Source organism: Ferroacidibacillus organovorans (assembly GCF_001516615.1).
GTDB lineage: Bacteria > Bacillota > Bacilli > Alicyclobacillales > SLC66 > Ferroacidibacillus > Ferroacidibacillus ferrooxidans_B.
In genome coordinates this window covers 39,257-60,703 of sequence record NZ_LPVJ01000007.1, presented here as the reverse complement: position 1 = coordinate 60,703, position 21,447 = coordinate 39,257, and the positions used below count along the sequence as shown (strand labels likewise).

Annotated in this window: 17 protein-coding genes, 1 tRNA gene and 1 other RNA gene; 2 read left to right on the top strand and 17 right to left on the bottom strand. The window is 53.5% G+C overall.

From position 1 onward, the window contains the following. Nucleotides 1–666 (bottom strand): restriction endonuclease subunit S (locus tag ATW55_RS02790; RefSeq protein ID WP_160327148.1); only part of this gene is annotated, 666 nt, incomplete at its 3' end. A gap of 113 nt (nucleotides 667–779) precedes the next feature. Further along, a complete protein-coding gene (locus ATW55_RS02785) occupies nucleotides 780–2,981 on the bottom strand; it encodes an N-6 DNA methylase (RefSeq protein WP_067712012.1) in 2,202 nt (733 codons plus the stop codon). Between the two features lie 328 nt (nucleotides 2,982–3,309). Here ATW55_RS02785 and ATW55_RS02780 point away from each other — a divergent pair, with 328 nt between their 5' ends. Then, nucleotides 3,310–3,789: a hypothetical protein gene (locus tag ATW55_RS02780; RefSeq protein WP_160327147.1), complete on the top strand. Its 480-nt coding sequence runs from the start codon at nucleotides 3,310–3,312 to the stop codon at nucleotides 3,787–3,789. Between the two features lie 168 nt (nucleotides 3,790–3,957). Further along, the gene (locus ATW55_RS02775; protein WP_067712006.1) at nucleotides 3,958–5,124 is read left to right on the top strand and encodes a site-specific integrase; all 1,167 of its coding nucleotides are present in this window, start codon (nucleotides 3,958–3,960) and stop codon (nucleotides 5,122–5,124) included. A 114-nt stretch (nucleotides 5,125–5,238) separates the two neighbouring features. On the opposite strand, the gene ATW55_RS02770 is transcribed toward ATW55_RS02775, so the two are convergent. The 15 genes from ATW55_RS02770 to ATW55_RS02700 all read right to left on the bottom strand — a co-directional run bounded on the left by ATW55_RS02770 (nucleotide 5,239) and on the right by ATW55_RS02700 (nucleotide 21,444). Continuing rightward, nucleotides 5,239–5,314, bottom strand: a tRNA-Thr gene (locus tag ATW55_RS02770). Nucleotides 5,315–5,427: 113 nt separating this feature from the next. Next, nucleotides 5,428–5,676, bottom strand: a complete 249-nt coding sequence (hfq, locus tag ATW55_RS02765) for an RNA chaperone Hfq (RefSeq protein WP_067712003.1) — start codon at nucleotides 5,674–5,676, stop codon at nucleotides 5,428–5,430. Beyond that, nucleotides 5,673–6,632, bottom strand: a complete 960-nt coding sequence (miaA, locus tag ATW55_RS02760; protein WP_067712000.1) for a tRNA (adenosine(37)-N6)-dimethylallyltransferase MiaA — start codon at nucleotides 6,630–6,632, stop codon at nucleotides 5,673–5,675. The genes hfq and miaA overlap by 4 nt, the downstream gene beginning before the upstream one ends. Continuing rightward, a complete protein-coding gene (locus tag ATW55_RS02755; protein ID WP_067711997.1) occupies nucleotides 6,629–7,357 on the bottom strand; it encodes a class I SAM-dependent methyltransferase in 729 nt (242 codons plus the stop codon). Before ATW55_RS02755 ends, miaA begins: the two co-directional genes overlap by 4 nt. Nucleotides 7,358–7,455: 98 nt before the next feature. Continuing rightward, complete coding sequence (gene mutL / locus ATW55_RS02750; protein WP_067711994.1) at nucleotides 7,456–9,360, bottom strand: DNA mismatch repair endonuclease MutL; 1,905 nt, start codon at nucleotides 9,358–9,360, stop codon at nucleotides 7,456–7,458. After that, nucleotides 9,339–11,906, bottom strand: coding sequence for a DNA mismatch repair protein MutS (gene mutS, locus ATW55_RS02745; RefSeq protein WP_067711991.1), 2,568 nt, complete (start codon nucleotides 11,904–11,906; stop codon nucleotides 9,339–9,341). Before mutS ends, mutL begins: the two co-directional genes overlap by 22 nt. Beyond that, nucleotides 11,903–13,357 carry a tRNA (N6-isopentenyl adenosine(37)-C2)-methylthiotransferase MiaB gene (gene miaB / locus ATW55_RS02740; protein WP_235586969.1) on the bottom strand — a complete coding sequence of 485 codons (1,455 nt, stop codon included), beginning with the start codon at nucleotides 13,355–13,357 and terminating at the stop codon, nucleotides 11,903–11,905. Before miaB ends, mutS begins: the two co-directional genes overlap by 4 nt. 118 nt (nucleotides 13,358–13,475) lie before the next feature. Beyond that, nucleotides 13,476–13,658: non-coding RNA, 6S RNA (gene ssrS, locus ATW55_RS02735), on the bottom strand. A gap of 50 nt (nucleotides 13,659–13,708) precedes the next feature. Further along, nucleotides 13,709–14,755 carry a YheC/YheD family protein gene (locus ATW55_RS02730; RefSeq protein ID WP_067711983.1) on the bottom strand — a complete coding sequence of 349 codons (1,047 nt, stop codon included), beginning with the start codon at nucleotides 14,753–14,755 and terminating at the stop codon, nucleotides 13,709–13,711. Further along, nucleotides 14,752–15,966 carry a YheC/YheD family protein gene (locus ATW55_RS02725; RefSeq protein WP_067711980.1) on the bottom strand — a complete coding sequence of 405 codons (1,215 nt, stop codon included), beginning with the start codon at nucleotides 15,964–15,966 and terminating at the stop codon, nucleotides 14,752–14,754. Before ATW55_RS02725 ends, ATW55_RS02730 begins: the two co-directional genes overlap by 4 nt. A gap of 42 nt (nucleotides 15,967–16,008) precedes the next feature. Next, nucleotides 16,009–17,454, bottom strand: coding sequence for a putative amidoligase domain-containing protein (locus tag ATW55_RS02720; RefSeq protein ID WP_067711978.1), 1,446 nt, complete (start codon nucleotides 17,452–17,454; stop codon nucleotides 16,009–16,011). Further along, on the bottom strand, nucleotides 17,451–18,620 hold the full coding sequence (locus tag ATW55_RS02715) for a YheC/YheD family protein (protein ID WP_067711975.1): 1,170 nt from the start codon (nucleotides 18,618–18,620) through the stop codon (nucleotides 17,451–17,453). The genes ATW55_RS02720 and ATW55_RS02715 overlap by 4 nt, the downstream gene beginning before the upstream one ends. Before the next feature lie 14 nt (nucleotides 18,621–18,634). Beyond that, nucleotides 18,635–19,894, bottom strand: a complete 1,260-nt coding sequence (locus ATW55_RS02710; RefSeq protein WP_067711972.1) for a YheC/YheD family protein — start codon at nucleotides 19,892–19,894, stop codon at nucleotides 18,635–18,637. Nucleotides 19,895–19,971: 77 nt separating this feature from the next. Continuing rightward, nucleotides 19,972–20,490, bottom strand: coding sequence for an outer spore coat protein CotE (cotE, locus tag ATW55_RS02705; protein ID WP_067711969.1), 519 nt, complete (start codon nucleotides 20,488–20,490; stop codon nucleotides 19,972–19,974). A gap of 141 nt (nucleotides 20,491–20,631) precedes the next feature. Next, the gene (locus ATW55_RS02700) at nucleotides 20,632–21,444 is read right to left on the bottom strand and encodes a PHP domain-containing protein (protein WP_067711962.1); all 813 of its coding nucleotides are present in this window, start codon (nucleotides 21,442–21,444) and stop codon (nucleotides 20,632–20,634) included. Nucleotides 21,445–21,447: the final 3 nt, after the last annotated feature.

The following is a 21,447-nucleotide window of genomic DNA, read 5'->3' as shown; positions in this document are numbered from 1 at the left end:
TTGGCCAACGAAACTGGAAATGAGATGGTTTGAACCTACCAATACCCAATTATTGGGGACAACTGCATAACTCATGGCAAAGTATTTAGGTCGTACATTTTTCTCATCCCCATTGTTTCTTAGTGTGTTTTGTATAATAGATGAGACTGATTTTTGTAGCATCTCTATGTCTCTAATCCTTGACTCAATCTCCGCCTGCGCATCCCCCCACTTCTGCACAATGGCCCGCTGGACATCGAGGGGAGGGAGGGGGATTTTTATAGATTCAAAGAAATCGAGTTTAACTTCCTTCCTTCCCTCAGCGCCAACCTTGTTACGATTCAGGTATGCCTTAAAGAAGCTAACCTGAACAATGAGACGAAGATACTCAGGAAAAATCAACTTTTCGTCAGGCTCATAAACGGCAAAGTGATTTGTAACTGCCACATTGCACCAATCGTCTGGAATTACACTAACGGCACCATTTTTCAAATCAATTTTAGCGACAACAATGTCACGTGGACGCGCCCAGTACATATCCATCGTATATTGACGCGAAGATTCGATTTTCCTTTCGGACACTGATCCATCAAAGTGTATCGTGATAAGATGCAATGCCGAGAACGGCGTTATTTTTGGATCAACTTTTTCCTTGCGCAATCGTACAACAGAGCCGATTTTTGCCATGACTGATTCAGGCCAGTTCCATACAATACCCTCGTAACTTGCCGGGTCCCATCGAGACATCCGTAAAAACCTTACTGCAAAGCCCCTCGTTTTGGCGTTCTCACACGAGGGGCCTAGACGAAAAAAGGCGTCGGGTCCTTCTCAAATTCCCGGAATAGTTCTAGCGCCGTCTTATCCACGTTGGTAGGGACGCGCGGATTCGGATACAACTCGTTATCGTCTGCCTCAGCAGTGGCCGTGATGCCGACATGCTCCGCCTCGTACATAAACACTGGGTAATCAAATCGTTCCTTGAGCAAAGTTCTAGCTTCAAGCCTAATACGCTCATTCATCGTCTTCTGATAAGTGGTCAAATTCTTTTGTGCAGTTTTCCGCGCCACTGCGTCGCGGGACTTCTTCGCCGCTGATATGGCAGCCTCTAAACGCACGCACGCCGCCGTGATTTCGTCAGCGTACTTTGACTCCGTCTCGATTTGTACTGCTACTTTCTTGGCGTTGAAATCCGCCCGCTCCTGCTCATCAAACTTTCGCAAAAACAGAAGGGATGCCTTTACGGATGCCCCGCTGGACATGAATGTTTCTTGCGGCAGACTCACCACGGCGAGAATCTTCGCGCGATCCTCCACGAACTCTCGAACATAGGCCAAAGAGGGATTATTGAAGATGCCCTCCGGCAACACGATGCCAAGCCGACCACCCGGTTTCAAAAGATCAAGGCAGCGCTCGATGAAAAGAATTTCGGTCTTAACCTTGGAAACTTTTCCACTGTTCTTCTTCGGCAACTGAAACAGGGTCGCGATTGGTTGCCCTTTAACTGCATTTACTTTCCGTCGGGCTAACTTGTACGGCTCCCCATACCGTTCCTCATAGAGGCGCTCCACATCGGGAGATATGTGAATGTCCCCGTCAAGCACTACGTCAGTAGGCTCTACGCTAGCTCCAAACGGAGGGTTGGTCAAGATGATATCGAATCGTTCCTCAAAGATGCCATTGACGTTTAGAAACCCATTGTGATGGTGTACGCCCCCATGACCGTCTCCGTGCATAATCATGTTCATCTTGGACGTGCGGGCCATCCGATCATTCGCGTCCGTTCCATAAATACATCGATTCGACAGCTTCCACATGCGCGAACCCTCTATGGATGGATCAAGTGATTGCTGAATTTCCGAATACCTTTCAGACAGGAGATGCGCTCGATCCGCCTCCGTCAGACTAATATCCGCTTCCGTCGCCTCTCTGTACGTCTGATACTCGCGGTCAGCATCCGCCATGATCTGCTGGCGAACCATCTCGAAAAAGCGAATGAGGAAACCACCCGACCCGCTGGCTGGGTCACAAACGATATCGCCTTCTCTGGGGTTCAACATGCGCACCATGAATTCCACAATAGGACGAGGGGTAAAGAACTGACCAATTTCCCCCCGGAACGTTCGACCTAAGAAACGTTCAAACGCAATGCCTTTAATGTCCTCGGACGTATCCGAGAGGTTATATCGCTCCAGTTCCTTCACAATAGCAATAACGGTTGCATACTTCAGATTAATTTTCTCATCATTCTGGAAGATAAAGTCAGCTCGATACTCCGCTTTTGTTTCCCGAAACAGGGTATCCACCGGATCACCATAGATCTTCCTTTGTTCCTCTACGAATTCGGTAGAAAACAAGTTCCTTCTCGTGTGCCCTTGCCGCAATCGCCGTTCCAGGCCCGTCTTGACGAAAAGAATCTTGGCAATTTCATCAAAAGCTGCTGCCGGGTCCAGGTGTTCCCGATTGCGGATGATGTCATGGCATCGCCCCAGCAAATCGGCAAACTCATCCTCTTTGAACGTCTTGAGGCGTGCAATGAGCGCGTCAATCTCTTTACTGGTTGCGTCCGCATGGGGGATATCCTCTATTTCATCGAAGTTCGGAGCCATGCGCGCGTGATCAACTTTGAAGTACTTCGTCTCCCGGTGATTATGCGTGACGAAGAAGCGTGCGCCCGTATATTGCGCATAATTTGAACCCTGCGTATAGGTACTCTGATCGATGGTCACGTTATCTGCCTTGCATTCTACGACGATTAGCGGTTTTAGCCCGCTTGCCTTGTCCTCCGGGGTTCTCCATATCAAAAAGTCTGCCCTCGCCTTGCTAGATCCGCGCTCTACGACAGCCATTTCCTCCGCGATCTGCCCCAACGAATAGCCATATTCATTGACCAAAGTTCGCAAGTATTCTTGTCTGACCCGCTCTTCTGGCGTTTCGTGTAACCAAATCTGTCTAACGTGACTAAATATACGACCGTTACCATCTCGTTTTAGTTCTATGTTCATCCATTCGATCCCCATTTGCGCATTCTATATTTGCCATGCAGTCTAGTTGAATTCTATCACAGAATGAACTTTGAGAACCTTGATTGTCACTAATCAGCGAACCAGAATGGTAAACTTGCCTTATGATTTCGGTAAATATCAAAGGAGGCTATGCGATATGGGTGAACTTGGTTCAGGTCGGTATGGATGGCATTCGAGCAACACACCAAAGAGGAGCGCGGAAGCCGTCAAGCAGATAGACATACGCGCATGGACACGAGATAGTCTATTGCAACCCGGCTTTGTAATTCAAACCTCATGGAAACTCGCTGGACAGCGTATAGGAAGCATGTGCACACACGTAGGCGATGGCCGTGTATGTCTTGTGTATTCACACCGTTTCAACGGCGGGTCATGGAAAGAAGTGCACGAGGAAGTTCGCATCGCGTACACCGCTTGCGGCTATGGCGGTCAGCGCCCCTGGTTCCTCTGTCCGAAATGCGAACACCGCGCGGCAATTCTTTATCTTGGCAGTAGTCTATTTCTTTGCCGTGAATGCTGTGGGTTGACCTATACCAGTCGGCAGGAGTCTGGGAACATACCCAAGCAGATGGCTCGAAAAATGGAGCGAATTAAATACAAACTGAGCATACAGGAACCGGGTGGCCTACTTACAGATATGCGGATCGACAAGCCCAAGGGCATGCACTGGCGCACATACACCCGCCTCATGAAGGAGTTAGAAGAAGTGCGCACGACAGGGCTTAAATCAATGGCAGCCTGCCTGAACCTTTTACATGATCGATTGCAAAAAGCGCCGAAGCGTTAAATATAAGGCAATAGCCGCAATGATTCCGATAGACCTACTGATTATAAATCAGACTGACATCCTATAAACCCTTGTGCAATAAGGATAAAAACAACACTGTGTGCTTGACGTGTGCTCATCTTCCGTTTAGTCTTTGGAGTAAGTAGACTCAACGAAGGGATGAATGATATGGCTCAAATTGTAGAACGTAAAAGAAAATCAGCAGATGGTAGATCGACATGGTTAGTCCGTATTTATGACGGACTTGATGAGAATGGGAAACGGAATTATATCTCATATAACGTGACTGGTACTCGTAAAGACGCTGATCGTGAAGCGAAGCGGCTAGAAACAAAGCGAGATGATGGCGCTTTAATCGATTACTCAAAGTTGACAGTAAAGGAGTGGCTTGAAGAATGGCTAGGCGTGTGGGCAAAACAGCAGGTATCAGAGCGCACGTTTGGGGACTATCAGCGCTACATGGCAGACAAGATTGTACCACGACTTGGAAAGTACACACTGGCGAAAGCGCAGAACATGCAGAAGGCATTTCAAGAAGCAATCGATGAGGTGACTTCCGAAAGTGGCGGCAGAACCGGTCAGTATGTACATACAATTTTGAAACAGGCCATGAGAAAAGCAGTGGAGACGCGAAAGATCGAACGAAATCCGTTAGAATTCGTGCAACGCCCGAAAGCCATCAAGAAACAAGAGCTTAGGCCGCTGGACACTCACGAAATCAGGCTGTTCCTGGATACTGTCAAAACACTATGGCCGATCGAAACAGGCGCTTCGATTTATCCCCTTTTCAAGTTCATGTTAGATTCCGGATGCAGACCAGGCGAAGCCCTAGCAATCAAATGGACAGACCTAGAGAATGAGATGCGAACTGTACGTATTCAACGATCATTGGAACGAACACAGAACGGATGGAGAGAAAAGGATACGAAGACTGTGGGGAGCCGCCGGTCTATAACTTTATCCGAGCCAACGGCGGCGGTTCTACGTCAATACGCAAAGATCCAAAGGGAGTACATAATGGCACACAGAGACTTATACCACGATCACGGATTTGTGTTCGTCGCGACTAACGGTGAGCCACTGGATCATGACAATTTAGCCAAACGCTACTTCAAACCATCATTGAGGAAAGCGGGTTTACCCAATCATGTAAGGCTATATGATCTTCGGCATACTGTAGCCACTCAACTTATGAAAGCAGGCCTAAATCCCAAAATCGTGGCTGAACGTCTTGGACATGCCGACATTACCATGACACTGAATGTATACAGCCACGTGATTCCCAGTATGCAAGATGCAGCCGCCGACGCGTTAGCACAGATTCTAGGTGAGTGACACATACGTAGCACAAAAAAAATCTCGGCACACAATCCGCACACAAAACAAAAAGAGACGACTTACCTCTGAAGGTATGCCATCTCTTTTTTGTTGATTTTCCAGGCTTTTTCATGGAGCCAGCGACAGGAGTCGAACCCGCGACCTACTGATTACAAGTCAGTTGCTCTACCAACTGAGCTACGCTGGCGTATTGACAACACACATAAGATAGCACATTCAAACATCACAGTCAAGTCACGACGTCCACGCGACTCCCACACGCAAGGGAGCGCGCGGTGTGAATGTGCGCAACACACACATTCAGGTCGATTGGTTCAGCGCATCCGTATCAAAACGCACATTTCTGCTCGGCGTAAAGGTGGAAACGGCATGTTTGTAGATCAACTGCTGTTTCCCGTCTGACTCGATGACAATCGTAAAATTGTCAAACGCTTTGACAATGCCCCTAATCTGAAATCCGTTGACCAGATAGACAATCACCGGTACATTTTCTTTGCGAATCTGATTTAAAAATGCGTCCTGAATGTTGATCGATTTTCCGTTACTCACCGTGTGCCCCCCAGCGGCTGCGAGTCGTGAAGCGACTCAAACCATCCTTGTAAAACGCGATCGCGAATTGTTTCCAGTATCATACCATCTTCCGTCCGATCATACCAGTGCACACATTGATCGCTTCGATACCACGACCACTGCCGCTTCGCATAGCGACGGCTCGCCTTTTTGATCTCATCGACCATCGCTTCAAACGAGAGCAATCCATCAAAAAAATCGAAAACTTGCCGATAGCCAATCGCTTGCATGGAAGCCATGCCGCGCTGGCATCCCAACGCCCGCAGTCGCTCGACTTCATGAAGCAACCCCTCGTCAATCATCTCGTCTACCCGCGTTTCAATTCGTTTATAGAGCGCCTCACGCGAAAGTGTCAGTCCAACCATCATCGCTTCATACGGCCGCTCGCCTGCACTCCAGTTTTCCTCCAGCGTCTTCCCGGTGATTTCATTCACTTCAAGCGCGCGTATGATCCGCCGAAGGTCGTTTGGATGAATCCTGTTTGCCGCCTCAGGATCGCGTAGACCTAATTCCTCATGCAGCCGAGCCACGCCTTCACGCTCTGCCCGGGCAGTGAGTTGCGCGCGTAACACCTCATCCTCGCGTGTCTCCGTAAAGTCAAAATGTTCCGTGAGCGCGCGCACATAGAGTCCAGTTCCCCCCACCACAATCGGCGTTTTATTGCGCAGGGCAATCTCTTCGATCACCTTGCGGGCGTGAACTGCATAGCGATGCACCGTGTATGCTTCTGTGGGTTCTGCGACATCAATCATATGATGCACAATTCCTCTGCGCTGATTCATCGGCAGTTTAGCCGTGCCGATATCCATTCCGCGATAAACTTGCATGGAGTCTGCGCTGACAATCTCTCCAGAGAGCGCCTCTGCAAGCTGCAGGCTGAGCTCTGTTTTGCCGACCGCCGTCGGTCCCACGATACAGAGGATGCGCGTTTTCAAATGGCCCCTCCTCCCCTTGCGCCGTTGGCATAAAACACAGCATAAGAAAATCGGGCAGACGCATGCAGTTCATCAGGTTGCACCGTTTCTAGCCACGCGCTGTGCCGCCTCGTTTTAACGATTAACCTGCGCCTGGAAAAGGCGCGCGCCAGCTCCAGATCCGCACTCGAGAAGGTTTCAGAGAGGGTGTAGGGTTTGAGCGCTTGCATACCTGATGACTTGGTAATCGTCTGTTCAAACATCGGATCAAGATAGAATACGTCCGGACGCCTTACCTTTTTCATCCGTACTTGTTCCTGCCACGTTCCATACTGCAAATCGATCCGCCGAAGCGCTCTTGCAAAAGGCAGAAACGACGTCTGATAAGAGGCCAGTCCTTCGCGCACCACAAGATAGGTCAGATAATGTGCCTCCGTCGCCGTAACAGCACCTGATTCACCAACTGCCGCCGCAAGCAGTGTCGCCTCAGCGCAAAGCCCTGCCGTGCCGTCCAACACGTGATCTCCTTCTTGAATCCCGCAAATGTCCACAAAGCGATCGCGCACACCCTTTTCCATCGCCTTGACGCGCGGGAGAGAGATTCCCGGGTGATAAAAAAAACCGTGAGATGAACGACCGTCAAACAGTGCAATCTGCGGATCATCGCCGATCACTACTGCAGCCTCGCTCGCCTCGTCTTTTAAAAGCGCCGTAAGCGGCCTTCTTCTGCGCGCAGCAAAGCGCAATTGATACTCACCCGCGATGCGCAGCGCCCGCTCTTCTTGCCGAGAACTGCCGTTGGCAGACGTCGTAACAACCGTGTGCAGCCGCCAGTAGGCCGCGTCTACCGCCTGCGAAACTCTTTTTCGAGGCGCTCCCGTCCGATGCGCAGCGCCGTCGGACGGCCGTGCGGGCAGGTAAATGGATTTTGAAGCGTCGAAAGCTCGTCCAAAAGCGCCTGCATCTCCAGCATGGACAGCCGCTGGTTTGCCTTGATCGCCGCTTTGCAGGCGCGCAGAATCACTCGCTTTTCCCACGTTTTTTGGTCGACTCCTTCCTCCTCTAAAAAAGTGTCGATGACTTCATGCACCATGCGATCAAGCGGTACGCCCTGCCACCAGAGCGGGACTGCGCGCACCACAAGATCATGCTCGCCAAATGCCTCATATACAAGGCCCAGCCGCTTGGCGTCATCAACCCGCTCCATCACGCGAAAAAAGGCGGCCGGCGTGAGTGAAAAGGTCAGCGGGACGAGCAGTTCCTGCGTCTGCGAATTGCCGGATCCCGCCATGACCATGAACCGCTCGTAGAGCACACGCTCGTGCGCTGCGTGCTGATCAATCAGATAAACCGCATCGTCATCCTCTGCGACGACATACATGGACAGCGCCTGGGCAAGCGGGCGCAGGCGTGCGCCAGTCTGTCGGTTGTCTGCAGAAGCTGACGTCAGTCGTTGCTCACGCGCGTGCGTTCGCATCATCGCCTCAGCAAACTCTGCTCCTTGATCAAGGGATGACGGGGCCTTGGCAGCAGGCGGATGGGCAAACGTCGCAAGCGTCTTTTTTTCACGCGATTGCGAATCATAAACGCGCACGGCTTGATCCTGATTTTGACGCGGAATCTGCGCTGGAGCTGATTCGATCGGGGCAGCGCCGTGAAATGCCAACTGCCTGGGCGAATACTCGGAAGCCGGCGGCTGTTCGCGCAGTCGCAGTGGTTCATCGGGAAGTGCCGTATGCAAAGACAAGTCAGGGATGTACAGCCCTGTCAAAAGCGCCGCCTTGATTGCCCGCGTCACCGCATCCCGCACATCCTGTTCCTCACTGAAGCGAACCTCTAGCTTGCTTGGATGAATGTTCACATCAACAAGCGCCGGATCCATCTCAAGAAACAGCGCAGTCAGCGGATACCGCCCTTTGAACAGCGCCGTTCCATATCCCTCGATGACGGCAAATTGCAACGCTTGGCTGCGGATGGGGCGCTGATTCACATAAAACCACATCGCGTGACGGGCGGTGCGCGCGTCTTGCGGTGCGCCAATCAGGCCGCTCACACGCAGATCGGGACGTGTTTCATGCACTGCGAGAGCGCGTTTTGTCACATCCGCGCCGTAGAGCGAGAGAAACACAGCGGTCAAATCACCGCTGCCTGGCGTCAAAAAAACCAACTTGCCATCGACCTTTAGCGTAAATGCAATCGATGGGTACGCCATCGCCCGTTTTGTCACAACCTCCGTAATGTGACTGACCTCCGTCTGAAGAGAGCGCACAAACTTGAGTCGCGCTGGCGTGTTATAAAAGAGATCTTCCACGATGACCCGTGTTCCGCGCGCCATGCCAACTGTTGACTGTTCAATCTTCTCACCGCCGATCACGCGCAGCTCAATGCCGCCAGGATGTAAATCGACGCGCGAGCGAAGTGTCATCCGGCTGACCGATGCAATGGAGGGGAGCGCCTCGCCGCGAAAACCGAGTGTGTGCAGTTTGCGAAAATCGTCCATCGTACGCAGCTTGCTCGTCGCGTGACGAATGATAGAAAGGTTCAGATCTTCTTCATCCATCCCGCAGCCGTTATCCTGCACTTCCATGCGCGTGAGCCCGCCGCCCGTCACCGTGATGTCAATTTTTGTCGCCCCTGCGTCAATCGCATTGTCAAGGAGTTCGCGGATGACTGACGCCGGCCGTTCGACCACTTCACCCGCCGCAATCTGGTTTGCGACAAGCTCACTCAGTTGCGCGATGCGTCCCATGCGCCCACCCCTTCTTTTTCGTTCCCGCGCGCGCTGCGCAGGCGATCGCGCAGTTCAAAGAGGTACAAAAGCGCCTCGCGAGGTGTCCACTCATCTAGGGGAAGCTCCGTAATTGTCTCAAGAATCGCTAGAGATTCGCGGTCTTCCTGCAGCGCCTGATCGTCAAAAAAAGAAACCTGTTCGCGATTCATCTGGCGCGCCTGCGTCTCACGCTCTTTAAGCAGCACGCGCGCGCGCGCCGTTACCCGTTTGGGCACCCCGGCCAGTTTCGCAACATCGATGCCATAGGAGCGATCAGCCGGCCCCTCGCTTACATGATGGAGAAAGATGAGCGAATCCCGCTCAGTGGAAGCCGCCACCGAGAGGTTGAAAACACGCGGCAGGCGCAACGAAAGCTCTGTCAGCTCGTGATAATGCGTCGCAAAAAGGGTCCGCGCCTTGACCTGATCATGCAAATATTCAACCACCGCCTCCGCGATCGACAGACCGTCGTACGTTGCTGTGCCGCGCCCAATCTCATCGAGCAAGATCAAGCTTCTCTCTGTCGCCATCGTGAGCAATTCCGCAGTCTCTGCCATCTCCACCATGAACGTGCTCTGTCCAGACGCGACGTCATCCGAAGCCCCGATGCGCGTAAACAGCTTGTCCACAATCCCGACACGCGCGTACTCCGCCGGAACATAGGAGCCGATTTGCGCAAGGATCACAATCAGCGCCACTTGCCGCATGTAGGTACTCTTTCCGCCCATGTTTGGACCTGTGATGATTGCAAGCTGCCGATTTTCCGTAAGAATCGTGTCATTCGGTACATACGTTCCAGAAAGCCCCTGCTCAACGACCGGATGGCGACCCGCCCTGATTTCAAGATCGATACTGTCATCGAGCACTGGGCGCGAAAAACGGTAGCGCAGTGCGATTTCGGCGAGAGCAAGAAAGGCATCGAGCCATCCGATCTGCGTCGCCGTCTTTTGAATCTCGGGGACGCGCTGTCGCATGTCTCCCATCATGTCGCGCACGATGCCCTCCTCGCGGTCGCGCAACTTTTCCTCTGCAGAGAGAATCTCCGCCTCCCGCAGTCGCAATTCTTGCGTGACGTATCGCTCGGCGCCAGCCAGTGTCTGCTTTCGCTCATAATCTTCCGGCACCAAAGCGCGATTGCTCGCTGTCACTTCGATGTAGTATCCAAACACCCTGTTGTAAGCGACTTTCAGCGAGCGAATGCCTGTCCGCTGCCGTTCGCGCGCTTCGAGTTCCGCCATGTAGGAGCGACTGTCCTGCGCGATGCGCCGCAGGCGGTCGATCTCTGGGTCGACCCCTTCTCGAATCACGCCAAGTGCGCGCTCGACGGCAGGCGGATCATCCACCAGCAGCGCCTCAACCCGCACATCCTGTGCATCATCGCGCGGCAGATCGACAAGCAGCGCGTGAACAGCGTGCGCAGTCGCAATCTGTTCCCAGATTTTTCGAATCCGCACGGCGCGGCGCATTGACTGCGCGATAAAGAGCAGATCGCGCGGTCCCGCAGCACCGCTTGAAAGGCGCGCGCACATCTTCTCAAGATCGCGAAACCCGCGCAATAGTTCTGCTGTCTCAGCGCGGGCAACCGCGTTTTCAAGCATATGGTCAAGCACAGTGAGCCGCGCCTCAATCGCCTTGCTATCCGCCAGCGGATAAAGGATCATCTGGCGCAGCACGCGCTTTCCCATCGCGGTGTGGGTCGCATGAAGAAAATCATAGAGTGACGTCGAGCGCTTTGAAAAGCGGCGCGGCTCAAGCAGTTCCAGGTGATGGGCCGTTGCGGCTGAGATAAAAAGATGGGGTGTGTCATTGATAGACATTGAAGGCTTCATATGAAGCGGTGTCGCGCACAGCGTATACGACACATATGCCACCAGACGCGACTCGACGACCTGTGCCAGGCTATCCTGTGTGTGTACCGCCCGCTCTGCTGGCAGACGGGAAACGAGGACAGAGAGTGCCGTCGCCAGCTCCCCGATCATTTTGCTCGCCTGATCGGATGTTCGACTGTCGACAATCAGTTCACGCACACCCGCTGTTTTAAACCAGCCAAGGATCTCCTGCGCTGTCGCCTCCATGCGCAGACAATCTCCCGTCAGCGGGTCAAGGATTGCCGCAACCACTGCCCCGGAATGCGCCTTGTTCACCTCTAGTGTCCCGATGCGCAGCAGCCCGTCTTCCTCACGCAAATACTCATGCGCCGTCCCTGGCGTCACGATGCGCACGATCTCGCGGCGAACGATTCCCTTTACGCTGCGCGGGTCTTCGACCTGTTCGCAGATCGCCACGCGCAGCCCGGCGATCACCAATTTCCCAATGTATCCTTCTGCCGCATGAACGGGCACGCCACACATCGGAATGCGCGATTCCCCCTTGCCCCGACCTGTGAGAGTCAGCCCGAGAAGCTCGCTTGCAAGCGTTGCGTCATCGTAAAACAGCTCATAGAAATCCCCGAGGCGATACATCAAAAGGGCGTCCGGACAGGACGCCTTGATGCGATCATACTGGTCTAGCATCGGTGTCTTCATGATCCTGTCCTCGCCTCACGCTCTTTTTCTACACATTCTCCACGCAGCGTCCACGTGTTGGCAGATACGATGCGCACATCAAGCGTCTGCCCGATCCACCGAAGCGGTCCTTCAATCAACACCAGCTTGTTCGTATCTGTGCGCGCAGCAAGGACATGGCCATTCGTGCGCGAAACGCCTTCTACCAAAACGCGCACGGTCTTTCCTACCATGCGCTGGCTCGCCAAGAGCGTAAAACGATCTTGCACGGCCATAAGGCGCGCCAGGCGCTGTTTTTTCTCATCTTCTGATACGGCATCTTTAAAACCTGCCGCCGGTGTGCCTGCCCGCGCTGAGTACGAAAACGTATACGCATTGTCAAACGCAACGTCTGAAACCAGCGCGAGTGTCTCTTGAAAGTCCTGCTCTGTCTCGCCCGGAAAACCTACAATCAAATCGGTTGTCAGCGCAACATCCGGAATCCGCTCGCGGATCTTTCTCACCAGATCGAGATAATACTCGCGCGTGTAGCCGCGATTCATCCGCTTTAAGACCGCATTGCTTCCCGACTGCACCGGGAGGTGAATGTGATGGCAAACGCTCTTCGTCTCGGCGATTGCCTCAATTAAGTCATCCGTAAAATTCCATGGATTAGACGTGGTAAAGCGCACCCGTTCGATCCCCGCGACACGTCCCACCGCACGCAGCAGAAAAGAAAACTGTGTGCCAAGATCCAGTCCGTAATCATTCACATTTTGACCAAGAAGTGTCACTTCCCGAAAGCCGCGCGCCGCGAGTTCCTCAACTTCGGAAACAATGCTCTCCATCGTTCGGCTGCGTTCGCGACCGCGTGTATACGGCACAATGCAATACGTGCAAAACTTATTGCACCCATACTGGATGTTGACCCAGGCGCGCGTCTGGTCTGTGCGTGCCTTTGGCAGTTCGTCAAACGTCTCCGTCGACTGTTCCCAGACTTCCATGACCGTTTCAAAAGCGTTGCTCGCCTGTTCAATCAACTCGGGCATGCGATGAATGTTATGCGTGCCAAAGACGACATCCACCCAAGGGTACGTGCTGCGCACGCGCTCCTGCACCGCAGCTTCTTGCGGCATACATCCGCAGACGCCAAGCAACAGCTGCGGATTGAGTTGCTTGAGCGGCTTGACGCGCCCGATCTCGCCAAACACTTTATTCTCCGCATTCTCCCGCACCGCACACGTATTAAAAAGAATCAGATCCGCAGCCGTTTCATCCGTTGTCGCGGCATAACCCATTTCCTCAAGGAGACCGGCTATCATCTCTGAATCGTGCTCATTCATTTGACATCCATAAGTTTTTAAAAGATAGCGTTTCCCGCGATACGCGTCCTTTAGATCTTCGCGCAAGCCCGCCGCATGTTTCAGCGCTTCCTGCACGGGAATCGAGGGACGGTGCACCGTCAATGCGGGGTCAAGTTCACTTCGCAGCACCAGGTTGTTCCTCCCTGTTCTCATTCACTCTAGTTTATCGGAAGTTCATTTAAGTGACAAATTATCCATGCAAAAGCCGCAGGAAGACATCCCTGCGGCAGTTCACTTGTCTTTTCATATAAAACCCGCGCATGCCGTAAAGGACGCGTGTTTTCGAACCTGCTCTCGCAGGTGGGCAACTGTGGTTTCGAGTGTTTGACGTCCCTTCTCAGGAGGGCATGCCAGCACGAAACGCCGATCTGTTTCCCTTATAACACGTAAGGTTCAAAACATAAGCCCCATACGCACACGGCAGGTGTGAACATCATAGCAAGTGTGCACGTTTCGCGCAACCGTCAGTTTTCGCCAGTCTCAACGCCTTGCCATGTGCGAAAGTGTTCGCAAAAGCTGCATTTTTCCTTTTGTTTCAATCCTTGTTTCATCAAACTTCATCGGTTTGGCATTCGCCTCAAAAAGAATCGGCGTTCCCTCCGGTGACAAGCCAAGATCAAACGAGAGCTCACACCAGACCCCGCCGCACCCGAGTTCAATCGCCCGCGCGCCAGCTTGGACAACCTCTTCAATCCGCGCGTCTACCTCTTCGCTGCGCTTTCCATAAAGGCTTTTAAGCGTCTTGTTGAGCGTCGCCAATCGTCCGCCATTTGGGACGTGGGTTGTAATCCCTTCGCGCGGTCCAATGCGCACACCGGCGCCTGAGCGCGTAAAACCATCCCGCAGATCACGATGCAGCAATAGCCTCACATCAGCGCGACAGCCGTCAAGCGCCAAGGTTTTTGCTTCACGTTGCAACACAAAGCGCGCAGGAAGATTCCGCCAAAATGCCTGAACCATCTTTTCATCCAGCAACTCTGACGTGCGCATGCGGCCTTTTTCTTGATGGGTGATCTCAATCGCGCGATCTCCGCACTTCAGCCGCTTGATTCCCATTCCAGCCTTGCCGTGCGCCGGTTTCAAATACCAAACCGGATACTCGCGAAACGCGAGAAGCGCCTCTTCAAACGACGGCGACACGAGGGTGACAGGAAGGTTTGCAGACAATTCCGGAGCACGCGACCAAACCTTTGCAAGTTCGTCTTTATAGAGAAAACCTGGATTCGTAATCGTTCTTCCTTCGCGCAAAAAGCGATCCTTAAAAGATGTCACCCAGTCCATTTGTTCCAGCCTGCGCGTCGGAATGCGATTGTAAAGCACGCGCGGCAACTGCCTCATCGGAATTTCCGAGAAGCCGCCTGCGGATGCATTCCACGCAAACGTCTCCAGCGCACCACTTGGTTTCAAACTGTAAATGAGGATAGGAATCTCCATCTGCTCACCAAGACGGACAAGCCTGCGAAAATGCGTGATGTCGCCACCCGGTTTGCCGCGCGTCACGCTTGCCGTAAGCACGCCGATACTCATCGGGCCCGAGTCTCCCGCGATTTGAAAAATACCGTCGCTTTTAAGGCAGGATCTTCAAGAGGGGTAATCCATTCCGGACCGGGTGAGATGCTATCGAATTTTGACTGGGCTTCGCTTGGATGGCGTGCCAGGCTCCACGCATAAGAGAGCAGCATCCTGCGCGACGCTTCCGCCTGTTTTTTTAATGATGGGTGATGAAAAATGGTGCGTCCAGGCTTTGCGTTTGCTTCAAACAACACGATTCGGTCATCCTCTGAGATCCCCATGTCAAGCCCGAGTTCTCCGAGCGGTCCTGTGACGAATTGCTCAAGCGCCCGACTGATTGTGATGGCTGACTGTTCGACATGCTCACGCATTGCAGTTGCTTGTTCGCCATACCAACTGCGCAAAACCTGATCCGCCGAGTCAACGTGCCCGCCACTGTACACGTGCGTGGTAATCGCATCACGCCGCGCAACCTTTGCCGCGCATCCCGCAATCTGCCACTGGTTTTCGCCGTCCTTGCAAAGATGAACGCGAAAATCCGCAGGACAACCCTGTACGGTGCGCAAGGGAATGCCTTCTTGCAGGACACACGTCGCGCCACGCGTTCGCGCCACATGTTTGGCAAGCGCAGAGACGCTCTCAAAGGATGTCGACACGACGCGCCGCTCGCGCCTTTCAGCCAACACGAACCGCCCTGCCTCACGCGTGACGCGCAGAATCCCCTCGCCAAAACTTCCCCCTGTCGGTTTTATAAAGACGAGCGGATAACGCCTTAGAAACGCTTTGACATCGTCTTCCGTGAAACGCGCTTTTGTGTCAGGCAAAAATGCGGACGCCTGTTTGTCTTGACGAAGCCACGCGCTCACATCGCGCTTGGAGAGAAACGACGGGTTAAAATAGGGGATTTTCCGCGCGTCAAGATTGTGCTTGCACTGGATCACGGCTGTCTGCGCCTCGTCTTTTCGCGTTGCCAGGCGATTGTAGACGACCACTTTGCGATCGATGTTCTGCAGCAATTCAAGAAGCTTGGATGTGCTCGCAATCGCTGCGTCAAACCCGACCCACGCCGCGTCGCGCAGGAGTGTTTGAAGATAGGCGGTTCGCACCTGACTCTCCCCGATCCACACGATGCAAAGCGGTTTTGCAGCAAGCGTTGATGCGCGCGCCAAGCGCAAAGAAGACGCGCGCCCCAAGCGCTGCAGGTCTGTCTTTTTATCATACGCCATGAATAAAACCCTTTCTCTCATCTCTTCACGAGCAACATCCGTCTAGGACGCCGTGGTCCGCTCATGTTTTTCTGCCTGCTCGCGAACGCCCCACGCATCGCGCACATCTACATTCTCATCCCACACCTCGTCGCGCTCGATCATCTCAAAAACAGGTTCAATCACATCCCTGTACCGTTCAAATGTCGCCGTTTTGCGCAGGGATGAATAGACTGCTCGCGCCATTGGCAAGAGTGTGTCTCGATCATTCTGATAAAACGCACGCGTCATCTCATCTTCATAGAGCGGATGACAAAATAGTTCTTGCTGGTGATGGATTACAATGTGGGTTAATGCAAACGCGCACAGTGCGATGACCGGATCGACAAGAAAGCTCCCCGGCGTGCGATACTCAAAACCACCGTGCGGTTTATGGCGGATGTCACCGAGAAACCCGTAGCGAGGTCTTCTGCGCGCACTGCTGGCCGGGTCCTCAATCAGCATCAGCGGAAGCCCGACATACACATCCAGCAAATGAACGAGCCTGCCGTGAAAAGGTACCCCGCTCATATGAATATGGCCACCTGTCGGAAAGCGTTCAAACGGCGCACACCCGGCGATCCACTGTGGAAATTCACGCGGAAAGCGTGCGGCGGCCTCATTGAGCGCCTGCCGTACATTCTCACACAACCGTTCCGGTGTAGCGGCGGGTGCCGGGCGCACCTCCGCGAGCGGATGCCTCATGCGATCTCCGCCAAAACTTCGGTCGTCACAGCCAATCGTCCCTTTGAGTGGAAAATAACGTGAAGCGAGAATCATTTTTCCTTTCCTGCCGCGCAGCATAAATTCGAGATCAGTGCCAAGCAAGACACGGGCAGGATCGGCTGGTGTCTCGCGCTGTACAATCCACTCGCGAATGGCCTGCGCATATACATCTAAAATTTTTCCCTGCATGACAGGCGTCGGTGAGACATCCAGGACGACGAGCATGCCGCGCGGCGTGACGCCGATGCTCACAAGAGCCATCTCAAGTCCCAGCGCGTGTGTCGCGCGTACAGCCAATTGACACACTTTCCCTGCCTGTTCATCATAGTCAAGCGTAATCTCTGACATCGTGTCGACCACTTCGCGGACACGTTGACTCAGCCACACTGTTTTTTGATCCGTGCGAAAACAAGTGAGAGCGCGCAAGTCAAACACTGGAATGCGGTAGTGTCTTGTCAGTGGCGCCTGCCATCCGTCACGCGCAGAACGCGCGTACTTTGGCAAGCGCACCCCCGTCATCTTGAGTCGCTCCGCCATCTTTTTGCGTTGACTGGCCGTATCAAACGCGGCCTTTCGATTGATGACCCACGCGCCTGCATCAGGCTCTTCACCGCCCGCGTAACGGATCAGTCGATCAGTCGGCTGCACATTCCCGCGCACCTCACGTATCCCGATCAATCCAGGCACGCGTTTTACCAGCCGCCTGGCAGAAGCCTGCCCCTGATGGAGAAGGTATGTGCTCATCGCGGTACCCCTTTTTGACCTCGCTTCACACAAAGCCACTGCGCAAAGCGCAGAGGACGCAGAAACGAAAGGTCGAGCAATTTCTCAGACCCAAGTTCAGTGACAGGTGATTTGAATGGTTTGCTGTTCACCTCAATGACATAAAGATGGCCATCCGGTGCAACACCAAAATCAAGTCCCAATTCACCGATAAGCGAGCGACTCTCTTTTTCAATACAAGTGCAGACCTCCATCGTGAGCGCCTTGATCGTCTCGCGAAGCATCACCGCGTTTTGAATCAACCCACTGCGCTCAAGGTCGGCAATGCGTTGCGCCTCGCCCCCCGTGGTAAGATTGGAGACAAACTCACCACTGGCAGCTTTGCGGGCGTATTGCTTTGTGATGCACCATATGCCTAAGCGATTCTTTTGTGCAACGACGCGCAAGTCAATCGGACAGCCGTCATCCTGGATAAGCGTCAGGCCCTGTTGGATGATGTGTGGACGTAGAAAGCGTTTCTGATGCCGCAAAAAAAGATCTTCTGCATTCTTAAACGTCTCTTCGCTCAGCGCCCCAGAACGCTTTCGCAACTGCGCAAAATACCCGCGGTCTCTTTGCACCACCCGCAAGATGCCAATACCAAGGCTTCCGGCCGTCGGTTTGATAAACGCAACCGGGTGTTTCATCAAAAAAGCTCGCAATTGTTCCGCATCGCGCAGCAGATCGGTCTCAGGAAGAAATGGAAGGAGTGCAGTACGCTTTTTTAACCACTGATCGACATCCCATTTGTCAAAATAGCCACTGTTAAAGAGCTTGGCGTTTTTTTGCAGATAAGCGCGTAAGGGGCGAAAGGCGCGCAGTTGTTCGTAGCGGCGTGACAAGATTTGATCGTAAATCACCGGAGGAATCGGCATCTCCCGCCGAATCAGCTGTGGCGTCTCGCTTCCGCGCTGTAACACGTACCCCTCTAAGACATGCCGCTTTAGATCGACATCTGCGGGGTCAAAGACACACACCGCAATGTCGTGCTTTCTCCCGATTTCAAGATACTTCATGAGAGCGGGTCCTTGTCTTCCCGAAAACTGGCCATCGACAAGCCGCACATGCGCCATGACGCCGACCGTGCTCTCCCTGTTGTCCACACCAGTCAGATAGGGTTTTCGCACGCGCCTTGATGGACTCGCCACACCCATTCTCCTTGTCATGATTTGATCGACTCATACCCTGTAATGCAGAGGGCATGCTCTAGAATCCGCGTGATCGAACGCGTGCGCAACCGCAGATCGACGTTTTTGAGCATTCGTCGACCGGGACATGGATTGACTTCCAGGATGTAAACGCGAAGATCCTGATCAAACGCGAAATCAATCCCCACTTCTCCCAATTCACCATGCTGACGCTTTATGTGTTCAAACAGATCACAAGCAAGAGACTCCATGCGCGAGAATTCTGCAGACATGGCACTTGCCTGCGCCACAGAGAGATGAGGCAAGAGCGCCTGTGCGGATACCGCTTCACCGCCTGTGTGAAGATTGGTCGTAATCGATTCCAGGGAACCGATGCGCGCAATGAGCGCTGTCACGACAGGGCGACCGTTTACCGCTTGAACGAGGCAGCGAAAATCAAGCGGCCGTCCCTCCTTGGTGCGAAGCAGTGGGATCGTCTCCTGGATGAGAACGCGTTCTCCGGCGCGAAAAAAAGGCGCATACCGCCGCGCGAGTTCAGACAGAGAGATCTCGCGCGGCGGCGCACCATCGCGCAACACTTCATAGCCGCCGCGCGCACGGCGCACGCGCACAATGCCGATTCCCTGAGTCCCGCGCGCAGGTTTTACGTAACAGTCATCAAACCCATCCACACACGCGACAAGCTCTTCAGTACTGCGCGCCATCAGGGTATGCGGCACGTGTGCAGAAAAAGGGGAGCACATCAACACACGCTGATGCATGACACCCTTTTCACTCATGGAGCGTGGCAGCGTGATCTGGGGGATTGACTCGAAGATCGTTTCATCCTCCATCAACTTCGTCAAAAACGCGCGCGGGCGACTGGTCAATCTTCGCCATACAACGTCTGGATAGGGGCACACCTCTTTACGCCAAGTCCCTTCGCGAAAGCGATACCCCATAACGACGCCAGAATCAGTGCGGATTGCGCCTGGCGTAATCACATAGATATCCATGCCAAGACGCGCCCCCAGTCGGCTGACGTCTTGAAACAGCGATTGCTGTTGGCCAAAGCGCCGCCCTTTCGTTAAAGGCAACGCATAGATTGCAAACGCCGGTCCGATACGGATGGCCTGATGGCCAGTCGTCATAAAACGCATTGCATGCGGCGGCATGTGAAGCGCGGCGCGAATGCCTTTAGGTAACAGTATTTTCATCTCGCGTCTTTTGCCCAAAAAATCCAGTCGCTTTGAAAGTGCGCCATATGAGACTTCCACCGTGTGCGACTGTGACACGACGCCGCCCCCTCTTTTGCAATGCGTGGAACTAGAGAAAAAGGGCGCATCGCGCCCACGCACTGCATGAAATCTTTTTACAGGCTTGACTCTTCAAGCAAACTGCTCTCGACGTCAAAGCTGTCTTTTTTATGGGAGGGCGTCATCGTCAATACCCACACCTTCGTCGGTCCAATCACTTCGACAAGCCATTCAATCTCGACGCGAACAAGAATTTCGGAGTGGTCATCCACAATCGTCGCATCGACACAGTTAGGCTCCTGCTTGACCTTGACGTGGACTGATAGATCATCCAGCGAACAATTTGGATCAAGCCCCTGCAAGTTGATTTGCTCAACGTAGGAAACCGTGTCTTTTGCAACTGCGGTTTCACTGTTGTCGTTGTACGAATACCAAACATTCGTATCAAAACGCCCGCGAACCTCGACCGTTTCGCCGATCAGAACCCCTTCACACGAGTGATTCATCACCCAGCAACCGCCGATGGTGGTAGGACGGTTCGCCGTGTGGATGGTATAGGTATGCTGACTGTACTTGCTACCGCGACCACAAACTGCATCTGTAATGATTTCGCGGTATTCATCTCGTGAGTGCACGCCCGCGACCTCCTTCAGCCATGTTGACAGTGCATCGTCTGCTCCTCTGTTGATGGATCGATCGATCTGTCAGCACATCCTATGAAGCGATCTAGGCATGTGACACGGATTGAGGCGCCCAATTCACGGGCAGATGGGAGATTAAATGCGAAGCACTGCGGGGAGGTCTTCATAATTCATGACCTGACTACCAAGATCGCCGCGATGTCCACTCGCAGCGCCGTGAAAATCAGAGCCGGCCGTCGTAAACAGGTTCAGTCTTCGGGCCATCTCGCGGTACGCCGCGCGCTGTTTCACGTCATTGTCCGGATGATCCACTTCGATTCCATCCATATCAAAACGAAGATACGCTTCGATGGCCGCGTCATCTCCTATCAATGCGGGATGTGCCAAAACGGCCACCCCTCCCGCATCGTGGATCCACCGTACGGCCTCTTTCACCGTGAGTTGCGGACGCTCAACAAAACAGGTCGCCCCGCGCCGCAGATGAAGCGTAAATGCTTCATGAACAGACGACACGATCTGTCTTTTAACCATGGCGCGCGCGAGATGCGGACGGCCGACCGCCCCTCCGGACGACTCGCGTAAAACATCGTCAAACAAAATGGGCATCCCGCGCCTTTGAGCGAGCTCAACCATTTTTTTGATGCGTTCGTCACGCTCACAGCGCAGGGAGGAGAGCTTCATTCGAAACGGCTCACAGGAAAGATCCATCCCATAGCCGAGAATGTGGATATCTCTCGCCTCATCCGTCGCACTCAACTCCACCCCGGCAATCACGCGCACTGAATACTCAAGCCCTGCGGATATTGCCTCGGGGACGCCATCGACGGAGTCATGATCGGTCACTGCAATGCCAAATAACTTTTTCTCGCGCGCGAGTTTCGCGATCTCGCACGGACGAAGCGTTCCGTCAGACGCCGTTGTATGAACATGAAGATCCACGGCATGCATCAC

Excerpts from the sequence above, each read along its gene's own strand:
- ATW55_RS02725 (WP_067711980.1), bottom strand. The coding sequence starts at position 15,966 with ATGGCGTATGATAAAAAGACAGACCTGCAGCGCTTGGGGCGCGCGTCT.
- ATW55_RS02730 (WP_067711983.1), bottom strand. The coding sequence starts at position 14,755 with ATGAGTATCGGCGTGCTTACGGCAAGCGTGACGCGCGGCAAACCGGGT.
- ATW55_RS02780 (WP_160327147.1), top strand. The coding sequence starts at position 3,310 with ATGTGCACACACGTAGGCGATGGCCGTGTATGTCTTGTGTATTCACAC.
- mutS (WP_067711991.1), bottom strand. The coding sequence starts at position 11,906 with ATGAAGACACCGATGCTAGACCAGTATGATCGCATCAAGGCGTCCTGT.
- ATW55_RS02700 (WP_067711962.1), bottom strand. The coding sequence starts at position 21,444 with ATGCATGCCGTGGATCTTCATGTTCATACAACGGCGTCTGACGGAACG.
- ATW55_RS02720 (WP_067711978.1), bottom strand. The coding sequence starts at position 17,454 with ATGAGCACATACCTTCTCCATCAGGGGCAGGCTTCTGCCAGGCGGCTG.
- ATW55_RS02785 (WP_067712012.1), bottom strand. The coding sequence starts at position 2,981 with ATGAACATAGAACTAAAACGAGATGGTAACGGTCGTATATTTAGTCAC.
- mutL (WP_067711994.1), bottom strand. The coding sequence starts at position 9,360 with ATGGGACGCATCGCGCAACTGAGTGAGCTTGTCGCAAACCAGATTGCG.
- ATW55_RS02775 (WP_067712006.1), top strand. The coding sequence starts at position 3,958 with ATGGCTCAAATTGTAGAACGTAAAAGAAAATCAGCAGATGGTAGATCG.